Origin of the sequence: Nocardia sp. NPDC127579 (assembly GCF_042672005.1) — a bacterium.
Classification (GTDB): Bacteria; Actinomycetota; Actinomycetes; order Mycobacteriales; family Mycobacteriaceae; genus Nocardia.
Map to the genome: position 1 here is coordinate 251,839 of NZ_JBHXVZ010000010.1, position 18,177 is coordinate 270,015.

The following is an 18,177-nucleotide window of genomic DNA, read 5'->3' on the forward strand; positions in this document are numbered from 1 at the left end:
AACCGGCGGAGCCGACGGCGAATGCGCAAGCGGCCGAATGGAATACCCCGGAGCAAGGACAGGCCGCCCCGGTAGTCGGCAGGCCGTCGCCACCCCCTGCCCCGGCGCGGCCGGACATGCCGGGTCCACCGTGGGGTGCGGTGGACGCTGGGGCACCTGCTGGGAGTAGCCAAAGCGGTAGCGCGCCAAACAAATCCGTCTCACCTGGGCACACGGGCCAGTACCGGGCAGATCATGGCGGCGCGACCGGGCAGGCGGAGTCCACGCCGCCGGGCGCCTCGGCGATGTCGGGGCAAGCCCCCGCGCTACAGCAGCCCGCACCGCAGCAGCCTGCGCCGAGTACCACCGGCCACTGGGTGCCTGATCGAACACGGCAGGGCACCGCCGAGGTCGCGCCACGTGTGGAAGTCCTTCCCGCCGCGTCACCTTCGCTGGACCTCTTCGCGCAAGTCACCGCGGCCAAGCGAGCCCGGTTGCAGTCGACCAGCGGTGTACGCGGGACACTGAACAAGATGGGCTTCCGCCTGGGATTGTCCCCGGAGGAAATCCGCACCGAAGAACGCCGGGTGCGGATCCGCCGCCAGCTCACCGCGACCTATCAGATCGCGGTGATGAGTGTGAAAGGCGGTGTCGGACGGACCACCACGGCCGCCACCCTCGGCTCTACCTTCTCGAGCCTGCGGCCGGACCGGGTCGCCGCCATCGACGCGAATCCCGACTTCGGTGACCTCGCCACCCGCACCAGTCGCCATCCCTACGGGCTCACCCTCCGGGATCTCGCGCAGACCCGTGATCTGGACGCCTTCTCCGCCGTGCAGTCGTTCACCTCGATCACCGACGCGGACCTGGCCGTCATTGCTTCGCCGTGGTCCACCGAGGCGGTCGAACCGCTGCACGGCGCCGAGTTCGCGGCGGGGGTCGACATCCTGCGCCGCCATTACAATCTGCTGCTCGTCGATTGCGGTACGGGCGTGCTCGACTCGGTGACCAACCGTGCGCTGCACAGCAGCGATGCCGTGGTCGTCGTCACCCCGGCGACCGTCGGCGGCGTGAAAGGTGCTGTGGCAACCTTGAATTGGCTGAACTCGCACGGTCTGCAGCATCTGGTCGCCAAGGCGATCGTGGCGATCGTGCACCACCAGCCCGCGAAACCGATCGTGGAGGTGGAGCGGATCGAGGAGTTGTTCGCGACCGTGCAGCGGCCGACCTGTGTAGTGCCCTACGACGCACACCTGGCCGAGGGCGCGGAGATCGATCTCCGATTGGTCGGCAAGGACGCACTTCTGGCGTTCGAGGAGCTGGCGGCGTGGCTGTCCGACGGCTTTCCCGACTACCTCGCGGGCGGCACGAGTGCGCGCGGAGGATGGCGATGAGCGCCCCGGCCGCGACCGCGGAGGTGGCGCGCGCCCGGATCGCGGTCATGGTGTCCACCTATCAGGTCGATGTGGTGGTGCCGACGAAGTTCACCATCGAGACCTTCATCGACGATCTGCTGACGGTGCTCGCCGAGGCGATATCCGACGAGAGCGTCGATTTCACCCCGCCCGCCGGGCAGTGGAGTCTGGCCCGTCCGGGGGAAGCCCCGCTGCCGCGCTGGCGCAGCCTCGCCGATCACGGCGTCGTCGACGGCGCCGTGCTGATGCTGGCGGCGGTCGAGTCGTCGGAGGTTTTCACCCCGGTCGTCGAGGACATCACCGACGCGCTGGCGCTGATCAACGAGCGCGAATTCGCCGAGTTCGACGCCGACACCGCGGCGGTGGCCGGCCTGGTCGTGCTCGGTGCCGGTGCGCTGATCGTCGCGGCGATGTGGTCGTGGATCTGGACCGACACCGGCTCCCTGCTGTGGTGTGGCGTCCCCGCGTTGCTACTCGGCCTGATCGGCGCCGGTGTGGCTGTCGCGGCGCGCCACCGCAATGCCGCACCGCGGATCTGTCTCGGGTTGGCGCTGGCCGCGCTGCCGCTGCTGTTCGCCGGCGGCGCGATGCTGGTCCCGGCTGCTCACGGTGAGCCCGGTCCGTTCGCCGCCGCCAACGTGGCGGCCGGAGCCGTGGTCGCCGCGGTCGCCGCCGCGACCCTGATGCGCCTGACCGGGCTCGGTATCGCCACACTGATGACAGTCAGCGTGCTCGGTGTGCTCGCCGCCGCGGTGGCGATTCCGCTGACCTACTCGGACCTGGCGGTTCGGCAGGTGGCGGGCGGTGCCGTTTTCGTCGGGCTGGTACTGCTCACCATGGCGCCGCGACTGGCGGTGGTGGTGGCGCGGATTCGCCCGCCGGATCTGCCCGACCCGGGCAATGAGGTCGCACCCTCGACACTTGCCGATATCTTCGACGCCGAGACTGCGCGCGACGAGGATCGCGGAGAGACAGCCGAGCCCGCCGATCGGGAACCTGCTGTGCCCGATATCGAAGGTCGCGCGCGTCTGGCGGTGACCGCGCTGCGTGGCCTGATCGCCGCGATCTCGCTGGTGCTGGCGGCCGCGACGGTGACCGCCGCTGCGGTCAGCCCGGGCGGAATTCGGGAAATCGTGCTGGCCGCGGCGGTTGCCGGGATCATGGCCCTGCGGGCGCGCTGGTATCCGGATCGAGTCCAGGCGATCGCCTTGGTTGCCGCGGCCGCGATCACCGTGAGCGGAGTCGGGTACGTGCTGGTCGGTGCCTACGGCACCCAGTTCGCGCGCTTCACCGTCGTCGTCTCGATCGTCGCGCTGGCCATCGCCGGATGCTGTGCGGCCGTGCGTCTTCCGGGACGGCGGCTCTCGCCGGTCACTCGCCGGGTCATCGATCTGCTGGAGTTCGGGCTGGTCCTGCTGGTTCCGCTCATCGCCTTCTGGGTCATGGGTGTCTACACCGCGTTACGAGGGCTCTGATGGCGAGGGGCGGCGTCGCCGCGGCGCTTTTCGCCGGGTTGGTATTGGCCGGTGCCGCGGGCCCGGCCGCGGCCATCGAGCCACCGAGTGTCGCGGTCGGCGCCGCGCCGCCGGATGCCGCTCCCGGACCGGAGTTTCCGACGAAACAGGACAAGGGCTGCCTGGCCGCCGGTGTGCTGGCCGGCACCGATCTCGCGCAGGCGCCGCCGCCGGATATCGCCCTGGACCTGACCCGGGCCCGCTCGTTGAGCCGGGGGGCAGGTGTCACCGTTGCCGTCGTGGACACCGGCGTGAGCCCGCATCCCCGGCTGCCGAACCTCGTCGGGGGTGGTGATTACGTGCTCGCCGGAGGCGACGGACTCTCCGACTGCGACGCGCACGGCACGCTCGTCGCCGGGATCATCGGCGGCGCCGGTGATCCGGCGGACGGTTTCCTGGGCGTCGCACCGGACGCGCGGATTATCGCCATCCGCTACCGCTCAGGCGCCTTCAGCGTCGATCAGCCCACGAATTTCGATGCAGCACAGCAACTGTCGGTACAGATCAGAACTCTGGCCCGGGCGATAACGCACGCGGCGAACCAGGGCGCCGGGGTGATCGCCGTCCCACTGCCGATCTGTGTGCCCGCGGATCTGCATGTGGACCAGTCGATGCTGTCCGAGGCCATCGGGTACGCCGTGCACGTCCGTGGTGCGCTGATCGTCGCCGGCGCGGGTGATTCCGGCGGCAACAGTTGCACCCAGAATCCGGAGATCGATCCCACCCGTCCCGCCGACTCCCGGAATTGGGCTGGCGTACAGACGATTTCGACCCCGGGCTGGTTCGTGCCCGAGGTGCTGACCGTCGGCTTCACGACCGCCGTCGGTGCCCCGATGCCCGATTCGCTGCTCGGGCCGTGGGTCTCGGTCGCGGCGCCGGGAACCGGCATCGAATCACTCGGCCCCGGCGGCGGTGGTCTGATCAACGGGGTCGGCGCACCCGACAAACTGGTGCCGGTCGGTGGCGCGTCGTTCGCCGCCGCCTACGTGAGCGGCGTCGCCGCGCTGCTGCGGTCCCGCTTCCCGAACGAGACACCGGCGGAGATCGCCGCCCGATTGCAGTCCAGCGCGCACGCGCCGGCCCGTGGCATCGACAATGTGGTGGGTGCCGGAGTCATCGATCCGGCACTGGCGCTCGGCTATCGCACTCCACCGAGCCGACCGGCCGGGCTGTATCGCTCTGCGGCACTGGCCATTCCCGAACCGCCACGGGCGAAGGACCGGCGGCCCGCCGTCGTGGCCGGCGTCATCGCCGGTATCGCGATCCTCGCCGGTCTCGGCGCCAGCCGGGCGGGCCGGTGGGTTCGAGGTCCGCGGTGAATCCTTCCAGCGTTCGCCCCGGCGACATCGAACGCGGGCCGATCGCCGCGGTGGTGATCGTCGGCTTCCCACTCTCGATCGGGCTGTCCACGCGTATTCCGCTGTGGGCCACCGTGCTTGTCGCCGTGGTGCTGGTGTCGACGGTGACGGTGCGGATCGCCGGTCGTACCGCGGCCCGATGGTTACTCGACGGGTGGGAGTTCCGCGCCGGCCGGGCGGCGCGCGCCCGAGCGCGGGCGATGCCCGCCGACATCATCGATGTCGAGATCGCGGCCGGTGTCTGCGGGATCCGGGACGCGGGCACGACGTTGGTCGCGATGATCCAGCTGGCCCCCAATCTGGATCTGCCGACCGTGATCAGCGAGAAGTCGCTCTATACCGAGGACACGGTGCCGGTCCGGGCGTTGCTGTCGATGCTGGACCAGTTCGGTCTCGCCGTCGAGATCGATATCGTGACCACCGGTCAGCGGGTGCGCCCCAGCGGCGGTTACAGCATGCTCTACGACCAGCTGGTCGGTTCGCATCCGCTGGTCGGCAACCGGCTGACCTGGCTGGTCGTCCGATTGGACCTGGAGCACAACCTCGCGGCGCTGGCTCGGCGCGGGCCGGCCGCCGTCGCCGGGCCCAAAGCGCTGGCGGGCGCGGCGCATCGGATCGCGGGCAGACTGCGTGAGCGCGGTATCGCCGCGCACGCGCTGCCCGCGGCCGCGTTGCGTGAGGCGAGCCGAATTCTGCACGCCGGTGTCGAACTCACGGATCTGCGCGAGACCTGGGGCCGGCTGGAATCCTCGGCCCCGGGACGCTGCGTGACGAGCTTCTCGATCGACTGGTCCCGGCTCGGCGAGACCGGTCTCGACGACTGCTGGGCGTGGAACCGGGGCCGGACCACATTGGTGGTGAGCCTGACCGGTGCCACCGGCAGCCCGCGCGCCCTGGTGCGCTTCGTCGGTCCCGAAGTGACGTCGACGCCGGACTACCTGTGCCCGCTGGGTGGTCGGCAATCCGCCGCGCTCATGGCTTCACTGCCGATGGCCGGCTCGGTCCGCGCGCTGCCGGGCGAGCGGTCGGGTGCCGATATCGCGCCCGCCGACGCGCTCGATGAGCTGGCCATCGCCATCGGACCCAATGGTCAGATCCTCGGTGCGATCAGCGGGCAGGCGCGGCACGCGCTGGCTCTACCGCTCTTCGATCCGGCCCGCTACAACCCTCGGCGCCGGGTGATCGACGTGCACGCCGCGCTTCCCGTCGCCCAGCAGATCGTGTTGCGCGCCATGGTGGTCGGCGCGGATATCGAAGTCCATTCGGCGCGACCGCAGCATTGGCGGCGTCTGGTCGAGGAGGTCGGCGACCCCGAATCGCTGCGTATGGCGACCGAAGGTGGAGCGGATTCGCGGACAGCGACGATAGCGGTGTTCGACCAGCTGCCGCCGCAGGCGTCGGCGGCACCGACGACGGTCAGCATCAGTGAGCCGGGTGGTCCACGGCATCGGTCCCCTGATCTGGTCATCGACCAGGTCGGTGCGATGACCGTCGACGTAGGTATACCGATGCGCACGGTCCGAGTGGACTTGATCGAACCACGAGGGGAAGCTCGATATTTCGAGCGGCCGCAGAGTTGATGGAGGAGGCGGTAGTGTCTGCCACAGTGGTACCGGACGCCCAATCGTCCGAGGGTGAGGTCGCGCAGCGAGACGGCGGGGAAGCGCCGACGCCCAGACAGGCTGCCGCGGCGATCTTCTCGAGTCGGCTCTCGGAGCTCATCTCGGAATCGGTCGTCGCGACCGACGACGGATCGACTCGGTCACTGACGTTGTATTCGCTGGCGCAGCATCTGGAACTCGCGTATCCGGATGTTCCGGTGTCCCAGTCCGGGCTGTACCGGTTGATCCATGGCGACGCGATACCGCGCCTCGATCTGATCATCGCGCTGGCGCGTGTATTCGACGTGCCCCCAGAGTATTTCGTCACTGTCGACGCTCAGCGCTGACCGGTTCGGGTTCTCCCCGACGCTGGGAATGGAGCCCATGCGGCACAGCGTCGCGGCTGGCTACGATCCGGATCATGCCCGACGAGGACCCTGGGGATGTCTTTCTCCGACATCGCGGTGCCGTCGTCGAGGCCCTGCTGTCGGATCCCTCGTTCGAGCCTGTCCGGGGTTCCGGTGCCGGCACTCCGGTAGCGCCGGCCGAGCCGGAGGGCGGGATGCCGGCCGAGCTACCGGGCGTGCGGGAGGAAGGTGGCCGCCGGGCGTCGAAGGGCCCGAAGGCCAGTGAGCGGATCATCGCGCTGCTCAACGGCGAGGCACACGATCCCGGCTCCGGGCTCGACTTCACGGCGGAGTTCGCCACCGCCTCCGCGCCCTCGCAAGCCCCGGCCGAGCCCGCAGATCCAGGATCGGGTGCTGCTGGGCAGCGGAATCCGTCGGCGGCGCAGCGGCTCGCGCCCCTGGCGGAGACAGTGCGCCGACTGGCGGACCGAGCACGAAAACCCAAGGTACTGGGCCTGATCTGTGTCGGCGTCGCGATCCTGCTGGTGCTGGCACTGATGACCAGCGGCGGTGCGGAGGACGAGCGGCGCACGCTCGAGATCGCGACGGCGACCGCTGCACCGTCGACGACCCCGCCCCCGACATCGGCAGCTACCTCCGCCACCACGCTCATCAAAGCCGAGTCGGCGACGGCGAATTGCCCACCGGGCGGTACGCCCGGCATGGACGCCTTCTCGGGGCAGCCGGGCAAAGCGTGGTCGTGTGCGCGGGCGTTCAAGGTCGACGGCCAGATCCTGACCATCGATCTGGGCCAGACCTATCAGATCGATTCGATCGGCATCGTGCCCGGCTGGGATTCCGTCGGCGCCGACGGCACCGACCAGTGGGCGCGGTATCGCACGGTGAGCCGGGTGTCCTATCGGTTCGACGATCCGAACGCGACCACCTACACCCAGCAGACACTGGACCAGCGCACCCTGGTGGTGACCACGTTCGAGACTCCGGTGACCGCGTCGAAAGTTGTGCTGACCGTGCAGGAATCCAAGGGCGGCCCCGGGATCAATATCGTCGCGATCTCCTCCATCGTGATCACCGGGCATTGAACGGCCGACCATGCAGCCACTGATCTGCCGCTACTGCGCACACCGCAATCACGGGGCGGACCCGCGCTGCGCGCACTGCGGCGCGCCGCTGGAAGCGGAAGAACCGCGACGGTCGTCGGTGATCGAAACGGCCGTGCAGGTCGAGCAGGCGGTGGTGGACACCGCGGAGAAAGACGTGGCGGCGGTGGGAAAGGCGCTCGCACACCGCTATCCACCGTGGCAGTGGCGGACGGCGGCCGCCGCGATCGTGGTGCTGGCGGCGCTGGGCTTCTGGGTCGCGCGCTCGTGCTCGATGTCGCTGCCGTCGGTTCCGCGGCCAGGTTCGATACGGGCACTGCCGGGTGCGCTGGAATCGGCTGCGTCCTGCCGGCAGGCGAATGACGCTCCCCTGGTGGAGAACTGCGCTATCCGGGCGGATCATCCGATGCTGCTCGGCGGGATCAGTGGCGGTCGGGAGCTGACCTTCACGGTGCGACAGCCGGAATCCGGGGAGCTGACCGCGACAGTCGCTCATTGGCGGACAGCGGCCGGTGTCGTATTGGTCGACGGTCCGGTCTTCGTCGCGATCGGACCGGATTCCGCGGTCTGGTATGCGAATTCGGCGAGCGGGGTCCGCCTGGAGACCACGGCGTTCTCCGGCCGGGCCGGCGCGCAAGCGTTTCTCGCCCGGTCCGGGTTGCTCGGACAGCAGTAATTAGTCACTGAATAATGTACCGTTAAATGACGGCACATCATTGCCAGGTTTCAGGAAGGCACGGGTTCGACGTGGTAACCACGCAGCAGACGATTTCATTCAAGCGGTTCCGCGATGATCCCACCGATCTGGAGGCGGCCTACTTCCGCTGGATCCAGCCGGGAGCGACGACGCCGACCACCACCGACCGCGCCGAGCGAATCTTCCGGCATCACCTCGAACTCGCCGCGATCCGGCTGCCCGGGACCCAGATCATCCGGACCTACCGGCCTGAGAACGACGAACTGGGCGCGGCGATCCAGATCGTCAACGACGATATGCCCCTGCTCGTCGATTCGATCACCTCCGCCCTGCATCGCCTGGGCGCCACGGTGCTCGAGGTCGTCCATCCGGTCTTCGAGGTGGTACGCGACGATCGCGGACGGCTGCGCGCGCTCGCGCCCAAAGACGGTGATGGTGACTTCGACGGAGCGCAGGCCGTCGCGGAATCGTGGATCCATGTGCAGCTCGGGCCCGACACCGGTGCGGAGCTGCTCGAACGGATCGGTCAGGAGCTGCCGCCGCTGATCGGCGATCTGCGCCGCGTCGTCCGGGATACCCCCGGCATGGTGACGGCAATGGTCGCCCTGGCCGAGCGGTTGGACGCGGCGGCGAAATACACCGACGACAACGAAATCCCGCACTGGGCACGGCTGCTGCGCTGGCTGGCCGACGGCCACTTCACGGTTCTGGGTTCCGGTTACTACCGAATCGAGCGATCCGCGCCGGAAGCCGGCGGCGCCATGGAGCGACACCAGCTTCCCGGCACCGGGCTCGGCGTCCTCGGCGATGGGGCCGGCGCCGACTTCGGCGGGCCGGTACTCGGCATCAAACGCCCGGTCCTGCGGCTGTCCACCGGTTCGGTCGACTCGTCACTGCCCGGTGCGCGCGACCTGGTGGTCGTCAGCGTCCTCGATTACGGTGCAGACTTGCCACATCCGGCGGAAGCGGGAGTTGGTCGCACCGGGCCGGTCCAGGGCGAACAGGTCTTCGTCGGGACCTTCACGGTCACCGGGCTGCACGAGGACATCCTCGATATCCCGGTGATCTGCCGGCACGTGCATCAGGTCATCGAATGGGCGGGCTTCGAACTGAATTCGTTCTCGGGTCAGGCGATGCTCGAGATATTGCAGTCGTTCCCCCGGGGCGAACTCTTCTCGACCGAGCCACGGCGTCTGTTCGAAACCGTCTCCTCGGTCATGAATCTCGGGCTGCGCCGGCAGGTCCGGCTCTTCCTGCGCCGCGACAGCCGCCACGGGTCGGTCTTCTGCCTGGTCTACCTGCCACGTGATCGCTACTCGACCGCGGTGCGGGTACACATGGAGGAGATACTGCGTGACGAACTCGGCGGCGAACACGTGAGCTACTCCGCGCGGGCGAGCGAATCCGAACTGGCGGTCGTCTATTTCACCGTGCACCGCCGGCCCGGCGCCGAGCCCGCCGACGTCTCCGAGGTGAATCGCGAGCACATTCAGGAACTGTTGTTCGCCGCCACCCGGACCTGGGCCGACCGGGTGCTGCAAGCAGCAGCCGGAGCCGCCGACGTACCACCGGCGCTCGCACAGGATTACGCGAATGCCTTTCCCGCGGCATACCAGCAGGAGTTCACACCGCGCCGGGCGGTGAGTGATCTGCGACGACTCGAACGGCTCGGTGCCGACGGCATCGATACGAATCTCTATCGTCGTGCCGGGGCGCCCGCGGGGGAGTGGCGTTTCACGTTGTACGTCGCCGGAGCGGGTGTTTCGCTGAGCCGAGTGCTGCCGGTGCTGCACAGCCTGGGTGTCGAGGTGGTGGACGAGCAGCCCTGCCGGATCGAGTTGCCCGACGAATCCCACAGGTGGATTTACGATTTCGGACTGCGGGTGCCCTCGACACTGCTCCTCGACACCGCTGCCGAGGAGCCGGAGTCGCGATCCGCCGCCGTCCTGGCGGCGGACGCTGTCGCGGCCATGTGGCACGGGCACAGCGAGGTCGACGGTCTCAACGAACTGATCCTGTGCGCCGGACTCGAATGGCGGCAGATCGCGATGCTGCGCGCCTACGCGAAGTATCTACAGCAGGCGGGCTTCGCCTACACCTTCGGCAATATCACCCGTGTGCTGGTTGCCCACCCCACCATGGCACGCCTGTTTGCCGAGCTGTTCGAGGCCTGCTTCGATCCCGACGCTGCGGACGAGTCGGCCTCCGAGGCGATCGCGGCGCGATTGCGCGGTGAGATCGACGCGGTGATCAGTCTCGACACGGATCGGATCCTGCGTGCCCTGCTCGGCTTGATCACCGCGACGTTGCGCACGAACTACTTCCGCCGGAAGCCCGACGGCAGTGTGCTGGATTACCTGTCGTTCAAATTCGATCCGAGCATGATCGCCGAACTGCCGCGTCCGCGACCACGGTTCGAGATCTTCGTCTATTCGCCTCGGGTCGAGGGCGTGCATCTGCGATTCGGGTCGGTGGCGCGTGGTGGCTTGCGCTGGTCTGATCGACTGGAGGACTTCCGCACCGAGGTACTCGGATTGGTCAAGGCGCAGGCGGTCAAGAACGCGGTGATCGTGCCGGTGGGCGCGAAGGGCGGTTTCGTGGTGAAGCGGCCACCGGCACCGACGCCGGATCCGGTCGAGAATCGGCAGGCACTGCTGGCCGAGGGTGTGGCGTGCTACCGCACGTTCATCTCGGGGCTGCTCGATCTGACCGACAATATCGATCGGGCCAGTGGTTCGGTCCTGCCACCGGATCGGGTGGTCCGGCGCGACGGTGCCGATACCTACCTGGTGGTCGCCGCCGACAAGGGCACCGCGACCTTCTCCGATATCGCCAACGATGTTGCCCGCCAGTACGATTTCTGGCTCGACGACGCGTTCGCCTCCGGCGGCTCGGTCGGCTACGACCACAAGGCGATGGGGATCACCGCCAAGGGGGCCTGGGAGAGTGTCCGACGGCATTTCGCGGAGCTGGACCTGGATACCCAATCGCAGGATTTCACCGTGGTGGGCGTCGGCGATATGAGCGGCGACGTGTTCGGCAACGGGATGTTGCTGTCCGAGCACATCCGCCTGGTCGCCGCGTTCGACCACCGGCACATCTTCCTCGACCCCGCACCCGACGCGGCGGACTCGTTCCGGGAGCGCAGACGCCTGTTCGAACTTCCACGATCGAGCTGGGCGGACTACGACGCGGCGGCGATCAGCGCGGGCGGCGGCGTGTACGACCGTTCCGCCAAGGCCGTGCCGATCAGCGCGCAGGTGCGTGCCGCGCTCGGTCTCGGGCCCGGCGTGGTCGAGTTGTCGCCGCCGGAGCTGATCAAGGCCATCCTGTCGGCACCGGTGGACCTGCTGTGGAACGGTGGTATCGGCACCTACATCAAGGCGAGCACCGAGACCCACGCCGAGGTAGGTGACAAATCGAACGACGCGGTACGGGTCGACGCGGGCCGGCTCCGGGTGAAGGTGATCGGCGAGGGCGGCAATCTCGGCGTGACCGCGCTCGGGCGGATCGAATACTGTCGCGGCGGTGGCCGGATGAACACCGACGCGCTGGACAACTCGGCCGGTGTGGACTGCTCCGACCATGAGGTCAATATCAAGATCCTGCTCGATGCGGTCGTCTCGGGTGGCCGGTTGGCGGCCGGCGATCGTGACGAGCTGCTCGCCTCGATGACCGATGAGGTTGCCGAACTCGTGCTGCGGAACAATATTTCGCAGAACTTCGGAATCGGCCTGGCTCGTTCCCGGGCGGCCGCGCTGTCGGGGGTGCATCGCCGCCTGATCACCGAACTCGAATCGCGGCACGGTCTGGACCGAGCCCTCCAGGCACTGCCCTCCGATGCCGACCTTGCCGCCCGCGCCGCGCACGGCTTGACCTCACCGGAACTGGCGAATCTGATGGCGCACGTGAAGCTGGTGCTCAAGGATGAACTGCTGTCCGGTGAGCTGCCGGACAGCGCCGCTTTCGGGTCCACCCTGGTGAACTATTTCCCGACCGCGCTGCGAGAGCCGTTCGAGGCGGCCATTCGTCGGCATTCGCTGCGGCGCGAGATCGTGGCCACCGTGGCGGTGAACGAGATGGTCGACTTCGGCGGCATCACCTTCGCGTTCCGGCTCGCCGAGGAGGTCGGCGCGACCGCCGCGGACGCGGTGCGCGCCTTCACCGCCGCGGTCGAGATCTTCGATCTGCGGACACTGTGGCAGCGGATCCGGACCGCCGCGATCTCGAGCGCGGTGCGCGACGAACTCGAGCTGGAAGCCAAACGGACCCTGGATCGTGCGGCCCGCTGGCTGCTGGCGAATCGGCCGCAGCCCATCGCGATCGAGGCCGATATCGTCCGGTATCGCGCGGGGGTGCGCGCTCTCGCGGCGGTGCTGCCACAGTGGCTGCCCGAGCGTCTGCTCGGCGAGCTCGGTGCGCGAGCCCGGGACACGATCGAACGCGGTGCGCCGAAAGAGCTCGCGCTCACGGTTTTCGGCCTGATTCACGCCTTCCCGCTGCTCGACGTGGTCGATATCGCGGATATCGCCGAGCGTGACGCACGGGAGGTCGCCGTGCTGTACTACGAGCTCGACGAACATCTCGAGATCGAGCGTCTACTCGACGCCGTCGCCGATCTCGACCGCGATGATCGGTGGCGCACCCTGGCCAGGCTCGCGATCCGCGACGATCTCTACGATTCGCTGCGTGCGCTCACCCTCGATGTCCTGACGGTGACCGAGGCACACGACAGCGTCGCGGACAAGATCGGGTACTGGCAATCGATGAACCGATCCAGGCTGGACCGGGCGGGCGCGGCACTGGCGGCGATCTTCGCCGTCGGCGCGCACGACCTGGCTACGTTGTCGGTGGCCGCCAGACAGGTGCGCAGTCTGGTCAGCGGGGCGGAATCCGGTCCGGGAGTAGCGGTTTCACGCTGACGCGCCGCAGTCGCCGCAGAACCGGGCGGCTGCGGCCAGCTCCGCGCCGCAGCCGCCGCAGCTCCGCGGGCGCGGAGCTGCCAGACGCTCGCCGCAGTGCAGGCAGAACCGGGCCCGCTCCGGGTTGCCGGTGCGGCAGGCCGCGCAGATCGATTCGGCCTCGACCGGGCGCTGATCCGGGTACGGAGGTCGCTGCATCGCGTTCAAACCCAGAGCGGCGCTGAGGAATCCGTCGTGACCGCCGGTTCCGTGGGCGAAGCCCTGGCTCGCACCGAGCGCGAATTCGCCTGCGGCGTACCGCTGGAAATCGCCGGCCATGCGGATATAGGTGACGTCCTTGGCGAGCCGCTTGAGCCGTTCGGCGTCCTCCGGGGCCAGGGTGATGTCGAAGTTCCCCATCCGCGGGATCCGTAGGCCGTACTCGTAGAGCGTGAGATTGGTGTGGCGCACCACCGCCTCCTCGATCGGCTGTAGCTGTCCCGACAGGCCGATCACGGGCCACTCGCCGCGTGTGATCCCCTGGGACACGGCCACTTTCATCGACTTCAGCAGCAATTCGGCGCACCAGGACTGCGGCCCGGCCGGATTCGACAGATCGGCGGAGCCGACGAGTGAGGTGATCAGGGTGGCCGGGTCCCGGATCGACAGCGCGAATTCGCCGTAGGCCCGCAGCGTGACGACCTGCTCGCTGACCGGGTCGACGATGTCGGTCAGTCGCCCGCCGAACTTGATTCCGGTGTGCTCACGGGTGCCGATGAAATACAACTCGGCGCGATAGGAGTTGGCGCCGGTCAGCGAATCGACCAGGGCGCCGAGTACGGGGAGTTCGTCGGCGTCGATCCGATGCGTCCCGGGACCCATGGCCGCGACGACCTGACCGGACTTGACGAAAAGGGCGACCTCGTCGGCGTTCACGATTGCCCGTGAGTAGCGGCGGATATTGACGTCCGGCCACTTGTAGACCATCTGGTTCTTGCGGTCCTCGGGGACCGCGATGAACTCCCGATCGAACCAAGCCATCAGAACTCCCCTGTCGTCCTATTGAACGTGCCGTTAATTGACGGTACATTATTGAGCGATATGATCGCTGTCACGTGAAAGGTCCCCCAATGACGACAGTTCGACCTCCCGCAGAGGTGGCAGCGCCCGATGACGCGCTGCACGCCGAAGACGCGGGGTACCACAAGTCGCTGCGCCCGCGTCAGTTGCAGATGATCGCGATCGGCGGTGCGATCGGCACCGGACTGTTCCTCGGCGCCGGTGGCCGGCTCGAGCACGCCGGACCGGGATTGTTCATCGTCTACGCGGTGTGCGGTGTGTTCGTCTTCTTCGTGCTGCGAGCGCTCGGCGAGTTGGTGCTGCATCGCCCGTCCTCCGGCTCGTTCGTCTCCTACGCTCGCGAGTTCTACGGTGAGAAGCTCGCATTCGCCGTCGGGTGGATGTACTTCTTCCACTGGTGTATGACAGGGATCGTAGACATCACCGCCATCGCGACCTATGTCCATTACTGGGGAGCGTTCGAGGTGGCGCCACAGTGGCTGATCGCCCTGGTTGCCCTGGCAGTGGTCATCAGCATCAACATGATCTCGGTGAAGTGGTTCGGCGAGCTCGAATTCTGGGCCTCGATCATCAAGGTCGTCGCGCTGGTCACCTTCCTGGTCGTCGGCACGATCTTCCTGGCCGGTCGCTTCGAGATCGACGGGCACGCCACCGGTCCCAGCGTGATCACCGATTCCGGCGGGCTGCTCCCGAACGGGCTGCTGCCACTGGTGCTGGTCACCGTCGGCGTCGTCTTCGCCTACGCCGCAGTGGAATTGGTCGGTACCGCGGCGGGGGAGACGGAGAACCCGGAGAAGGTCATGCCGCGCGCGATCAACTCGGTGATCGCCCGGATCGCGCTGTTCTACGTCGGCTCGCTGGTGCTGCTCGCGCTGCTGCTGCCGTACACGGTCTTCAAGGCCGGCGAGAGCCCCTTCGTCACCTTCTTCTCGAAACTCGGTGTCGACGGCGCCGGTTCGGTGATGAATCTGGTGGTGCTCACCGCCGCTTTCTCCAGCTTGAACGCGGGGCTGTACTCCACCGGGCGCATCCTGCGCTCGATGTCGATGAGCGGTAGCGCCCCCGGGATCGCCTCGCGAATGTCGAGCACCGGCGTGCCCTACGTCGGCATCCTCGCCACCGGCATGGTCGCCCTGGTCGGCGTCGGGCTCAACGCGGTGGTGCCGGAGCAGGCCTTCGAGATCGTGCTGAACATGTCGGCGCTCGGCACCATCACCTCGTGGACGGCGATCGTGCTCTGCCAGCTCCAGCTCTGGCGCTGGTCCAAGCAGGGCCGGGTGCAACGTCCGGCCTTCCGGTTGATCGGAACGCCCTACACCAGCGTGGCGACACTGATCTTCCTCGCGGTGGTCGTGGTGCTGATGGCGATCGGCGAGGAGCGGGTAGCGGTGATCGCGACGCTGGTCGTGCTCGGCCCGATGATGGTCGGCGGGTGGTTCCTGGCCCGCAAGCGAGTGCTGGCCATCGCGACGGCGCGGGAGGGATTCACCGGACAGTTCCCGGTCGTAGCGGAACGGCCGAAGCGCCAGACCGACGAGCCGGAAGAAGCCGGCGTGGAATAGCGCCGAGATCCGCCCCGGAGCCTGTCACTCCGGGGCGGACTGCTCCCGCTACTGGGAACACCGATCGGGCGGCACGCGAGGAGGGCGGACCAGAATGAGGCCTCGACACGTCAGCGGGCTCGAGAGGTTTCGATGCCGGATCAAACCAGCGGACCCGACCGGCCGTTGTCACACCCGTGGGGGAACAAGCGGATGCGTGGCACCGAGGTGCCACGACAGCTCTCGCATCCCTGGGCCGGTCGGCACCGGTCCACGGCCGATCCGCCGCATCGGATTCCCGACACCAGGCCGCAGCGGCCGACCTGGGGGACCGAAGCGGCGCAACGTCTTCCGCCGCCCCGGACGATTCCACGAGCGGTGCCACGGGTAGTGGAAACCGCAGCCAGTGAATCGACCCGGGATCCCGGCGAGGCCCCCGGGGCAGATCCCGATCTCGGTCCCGGACTGGAAATCCCCACCGAGTCGGGCCCCAACCTCCGGTCGCGACCGAGTGTGCGCCGGCTCGGCGCGGGACTGGTCGCGATGCCGAAAGTCGTGCCGGTGGATCCGCAGACCGCGGTGCTGGCCGCCCCGGAAGTGCCGGAGCGCAAACGATTCTGCTGGAAGTGTTCGGCCCCGGTCGGCCGCTCGTCCGCCGCGACGCCGGGCGCCGTGACCGGTGACTGCGCGCGCTGCCGATCGCCGTTCAATTTCCGGCCCGCGCTGCGGGTGGGCGAACTGGTGTCCGGGCAGTACGAAGTTCAGGGCTGCCTGGCCCACGGCGGGCTGGGCTGGATCTACCTCGCCATCGACCGCAATGTCAGCGACCGCTGGGTGGTGCTGAAGGGGTTGCAGAATCCGCTGGACTTCGAAGCCCATGTCGTCGCGCTCGCCGAGCGCCAATTCCTCTCCGAGGTGGCGTATCCCGGTATCGTCAAGATCTACAACTTCGTCAAACACAAGTCCGCTCGCGATGTGGCGGATGGCTACATCGTCATGGAGTACGTCGGCGGGCGCTCGCTCAAGGCCATGCTCGATCTGCGCGCACCGGCCCGGTTACCTGTCGCCGAGGCCATCGCCTACCTGATGGAAGTGCTTCCCGCACTGGACTATCTGCATTCGTTCGGCCTCGCCTACAACGACCTGAAACCCGACAACATCATGGTCAGCGAGGATGAGGTCAAGCTCATCGATCTCGGCGCGGTCGCGGCCATGGAGTCCTACGGCAGCATCTACGGCACGCCGGGATACCAGGCGCCGGAGATCACCGAAACCGGTCCGACGGTCGCCTCCGACATCTACACCGTCGGCCGGACACTGGCGGCGCTGGTGCTGGATCTGCCCAAGGGGCCCGGTGGCGACTTCCTGCCGGGGATCCCCGCGGCCGAGGAGTCGCCGCTATTGCGCCAGCACCCGAATCTCCTGCGGTTGCTGCTGCGGGCCACCGACCCGGATCCTCTGCGCCGCTTCCATTCCGCGTACTCGATGTACTGCCAGCTGGCCGGGGTGCTGCGCGCCGTCCTGGCGGTCGAAACCGGGCGCGAACATCCACAGGCTTCGGTCGAATTCGGCGCCATGCGCAGGGATTTCGGTGTCGATCTGCTGATCGGGCGCACCGACGGCATGGTGTACGGCGAGCCGACCGAGCCGGTCCTCGACGCCCGTGAGGTCGTCCAGGCACTGCCGATTCCTTTGATCGACAATGACGACCCGAGCGCGGATCTGCTCGGGACGCTGCTGCACGCGGATCCGCGACATGCGCTCGACGCCGTGCGCCGGGCGCACGAGCGGATCGCCGAGGGCACGATCATCGAGCCGGAATCGTTCGAGCTGGAGGGAGCGTTGACCGCCGTGCGGGCGCACCTGGATCTGGGCGATCCGCAGGCCGCGTGCGCGCTGCTGGCCGAGCTCAGACTCCGATACGGAGCCGACTGGCGACTCGAGTGGTACGGCGGGATCGCCGGGTTGCTCGATGGCCGCTACCAGTTGGCCTACGAGCGTTTCGATATCGTGCACTCCATGCTGCCGGGCGAGATCGCACCAGAGCTGGCTTTGGCGGCTACCGCCGAACTCCTGTTGCGCCGTGACCATCAGGCGCACGACCGTGACCGCTGGCATCGGGCCGCGGTCGATCACTACCGGTCGGTGTGGCGGACCAATCACGGTGTGGTGAGCGCGGCCACCGGCTTGGCCCGCCGACTGGTGGCCGACGGCGAATTGCTCGCGGCGGTCGCGATTCTCGACCAGGTGCCCGCCGCGTCCCGCCATCACGGTATCGCCCGGACGACCGGCTGTCTGCTGTTGGTTTCCCAGCCGATCGCTGATCTGACCCAGGCGGATCTGTGTACCGCCGCCGCACGGCTACAGGAATTGCCCGACGAGCCCAGGGTGCTGCCGCTGCGGGTGGTCGTCGTGGGCGCGGCGCTGGAATGGTTGCGCGGTGGCGGCCGTCCTGATGGTCCGAGCAGCCGGATCCTGGGTTTCCCGATCACCGAGACCGGATTGGGCCGCGGCCTCGAATCGAGTCTGCGCGAGCTGGCCAGGACCGTGCCGGATCGGCTGCACCGCTATCGACTGGTGGATCTGGCCAATCAGGTCCGGCCCAAGACCTGGTGGTGATCGG

General features: G+C 68.2%; 11 protein-coding genes. 10 read left to right on the forward strand and 1 reads right to left on the reverse strand.

Annotation, left to right across the window (positions count from 1 at the left end):
- Positions 1-356 precede the first annotated feature (356 nt).
- The 8 genes from ACFVMC_RS29220 to ACFVMC_RS29255 all read left to right on the forward strand — a co-directional run bounded on the left by ACFVMC_RS29220 (position 357) and on the right by ACFVMC_RS29255 (position 12,954).
- A complete protein-coding gene (locus tag ACFVMC_RS29220; protein WP_379215551.1) occupies positions 357-1,373 on the forward strand; it encodes a MinD/ParA family protein in 1,017 nt (338 codons plus the stop codon).
- Positions 1,370-2,869, forward strand: a complete 1,500-nt coding sequence (gene eccD, locus ACFVMC_RS29225; RefSeq protein WP_379215553.1) for a type VII secretion integral membrane protein EccD — start codon at positions 1,370-1,372, stop codon at positions 2,867-2,869. The genes ACFVMC_RS29220 and eccD overlap by 4 nt, the downstream gene beginning before the upstream one ends.
- Positions 2,869-4,227 carry a type VII secretion-associated serine protease mycosin gene (gene mycP / locus ACFVMC_RS29230; protein WP_379215555.1) on the forward strand — a complete coding sequence of 453 codons (1,359 nt, stop codon included), beginning with the start codon at positions 2,869-2,871 and terminating at the stop codon, positions 4,225-4,227. The genes eccD and mycP overlap by 1 nt, the downstream gene beginning before the upstream one ends.
- The gene (gene eccE, locus ACFVMC_RS29235) at positions 4,224-5,846 is read left to right on the forward strand and encodes a type VII secretion protein EccE (protein WP_379215557.1); all 1,623 of its coding nucleotides are present in this window, start codon (positions 4,224-4,226) and stop codon (positions 5,844-5,846) included. Before mycP ends, eccE begins: the two co-directional genes overlap by 4 nt.
- A 14-nt stretch (positions 5,847-5,860) precedes the next feature.
- On the forward strand, positions 5,861-6,214 hold the full coding sequence (locus ACFVMC_RS29240; RefSeq protein ID WP_379215558.1) for a helix-turn-helix domain-containing protein: 354 nt from the start codon (positions 5,861-5,863) through the stop codon (positions 6,212-6,214).
- A gap of 74 nt (positions 6,215-6,288) precedes the next feature.
- Positions 6,289-7,317, forward strand: a complete 1,029-nt coding sequence (locus ACFVMC_RS29245; protein ID WP_379215560.1) for a discoidin domain-containing protein — start codon at positions 6,289-6,291, stop codon at positions 7,315-7,317.
- 10 nt (positions 7,318-7,327) lie between these two features.
- Positions 7,328-8,011, forward strand: coding sequence for a hypothetical protein (locus ACFVMC_RS29250; RefSeq protein WP_379215562.1), 684 nt, complete (start codon positions 7,328-7,330; stop codon positions 8,009-8,011).
- A 26-nt stretch (positions 8,012-8,037) separates the two neighbouring features.
- Positions 8,038-12,954 (forward strand): NAD-glutamate dehydrogenase, encoded by a 4,917-nt coding sequence (locus ACFVMC_RS29255; protein ID WP_379215563.1) that lies wholly within the window; start codon positions 8,038-8,040, stop codon positions 12,952-12,954.
- Here ACFVMC_RS29255 and ACFVMC_RS29260 read toward each other — a convergent pair.
- A complete protein-coding gene (locus tag ACFVMC_RS29260; protein ID WP_379215565.1) occupies positions 12,946-13,974 on the reverse strand; it encodes an SPFH domain-containing protein in 1,029 nt (342 codons plus the stop codon). The genes ACFVMC_RS29255 and ACFVMC_RS29260 overlap by 9 nt on opposite strands.
- Positions 13,975-14,063: 89 nt before the next feature.
- Here ACFVMC_RS29260 and ACFVMC_RS29265 point away from each other — a divergent pair, with 89 nt between their 5' ends.
- Entirely contained in the window at positions 14,064-15,575 is a 1,512-nt protein-coding gene (locus ACFVMC_RS29265; protein ID WP_379215567.1) for an amino acid permease, read from the forward strand.
- A 192-nt stretch (positions 15,576-15,767) separates the two neighbouring features.
- Positions 15,768-18,173 carry a tetratricopeptide repeat protein gene (locus tag ACFVMC_RS29270; RefSeq protein WP_379215569.1) on the forward strand — a complete coding sequence of 802 codons (2,406 nt, stop codon included), beginning with the start codon at positions 15,768-15,770 and terminating at the stop codon, positions 18,171-18,173.
- The last annotated feature ends 4 nt before the right edge of the window (positions 18,174-18,177 follow it).

Coding starts and splice junctions, on each gene's coding strand:
- eccD (WP_379215553.1), top strand. CDS start 1,370: ATGAGCGCCCCGGCCGCGACCGCGGAGGTGGCGCGCGCCCGGATCGCG.
- mycP (WP_379215555.1), top strand. CDS start 2,869: ATGGCGAGGGGCGGCGTCGCCGCGGCGCTTTTCGCCGGGTTGGTATTG.
- ACFVMC_RS29245 (WP_379215560.1), top strand. CDS start 6,289: ATGCCCGACGAGGACCCTGGGGATGTCTTTCTCCGACATCGCGGTGCC.
- ACFVMC_RS29250 (WP_379215562.1), top strand. CDS start 7,328: ATGCAGCCACTGATCTGCCGCTACTGCGCACACCGCAATCACGGGGCG.
- ACFVMC_RS29255 (WP_379215563.1), top strand. CDS start 8,038: ATGACGGCACATCATTGCCAGGTTTCAGGAAGGCACGGGTTCGACGTG.
- ACFVMC_RS29260 (WP_379215565.1), bottom strand. CDS start 13,974: ATGGCTTGGTTCGATCGGGAGTTCATCGCGGTCCCCGAGGACCGCAAG.
- ACFVMC_RS29265 (WP_379215567.1), top strand. CDS start 14,064: ATGACGACAGTTCGACCTCCCGCAGAGGTGGCAGCGCCCGATGACGCG.
- ACFVMC_RS29270 (WP_379215569.1), top strand. CDS start 15,768: ATGCGTGGCACCGAGGTGCCACGACAGCTCTCGCATCCCTGGGCCGGT.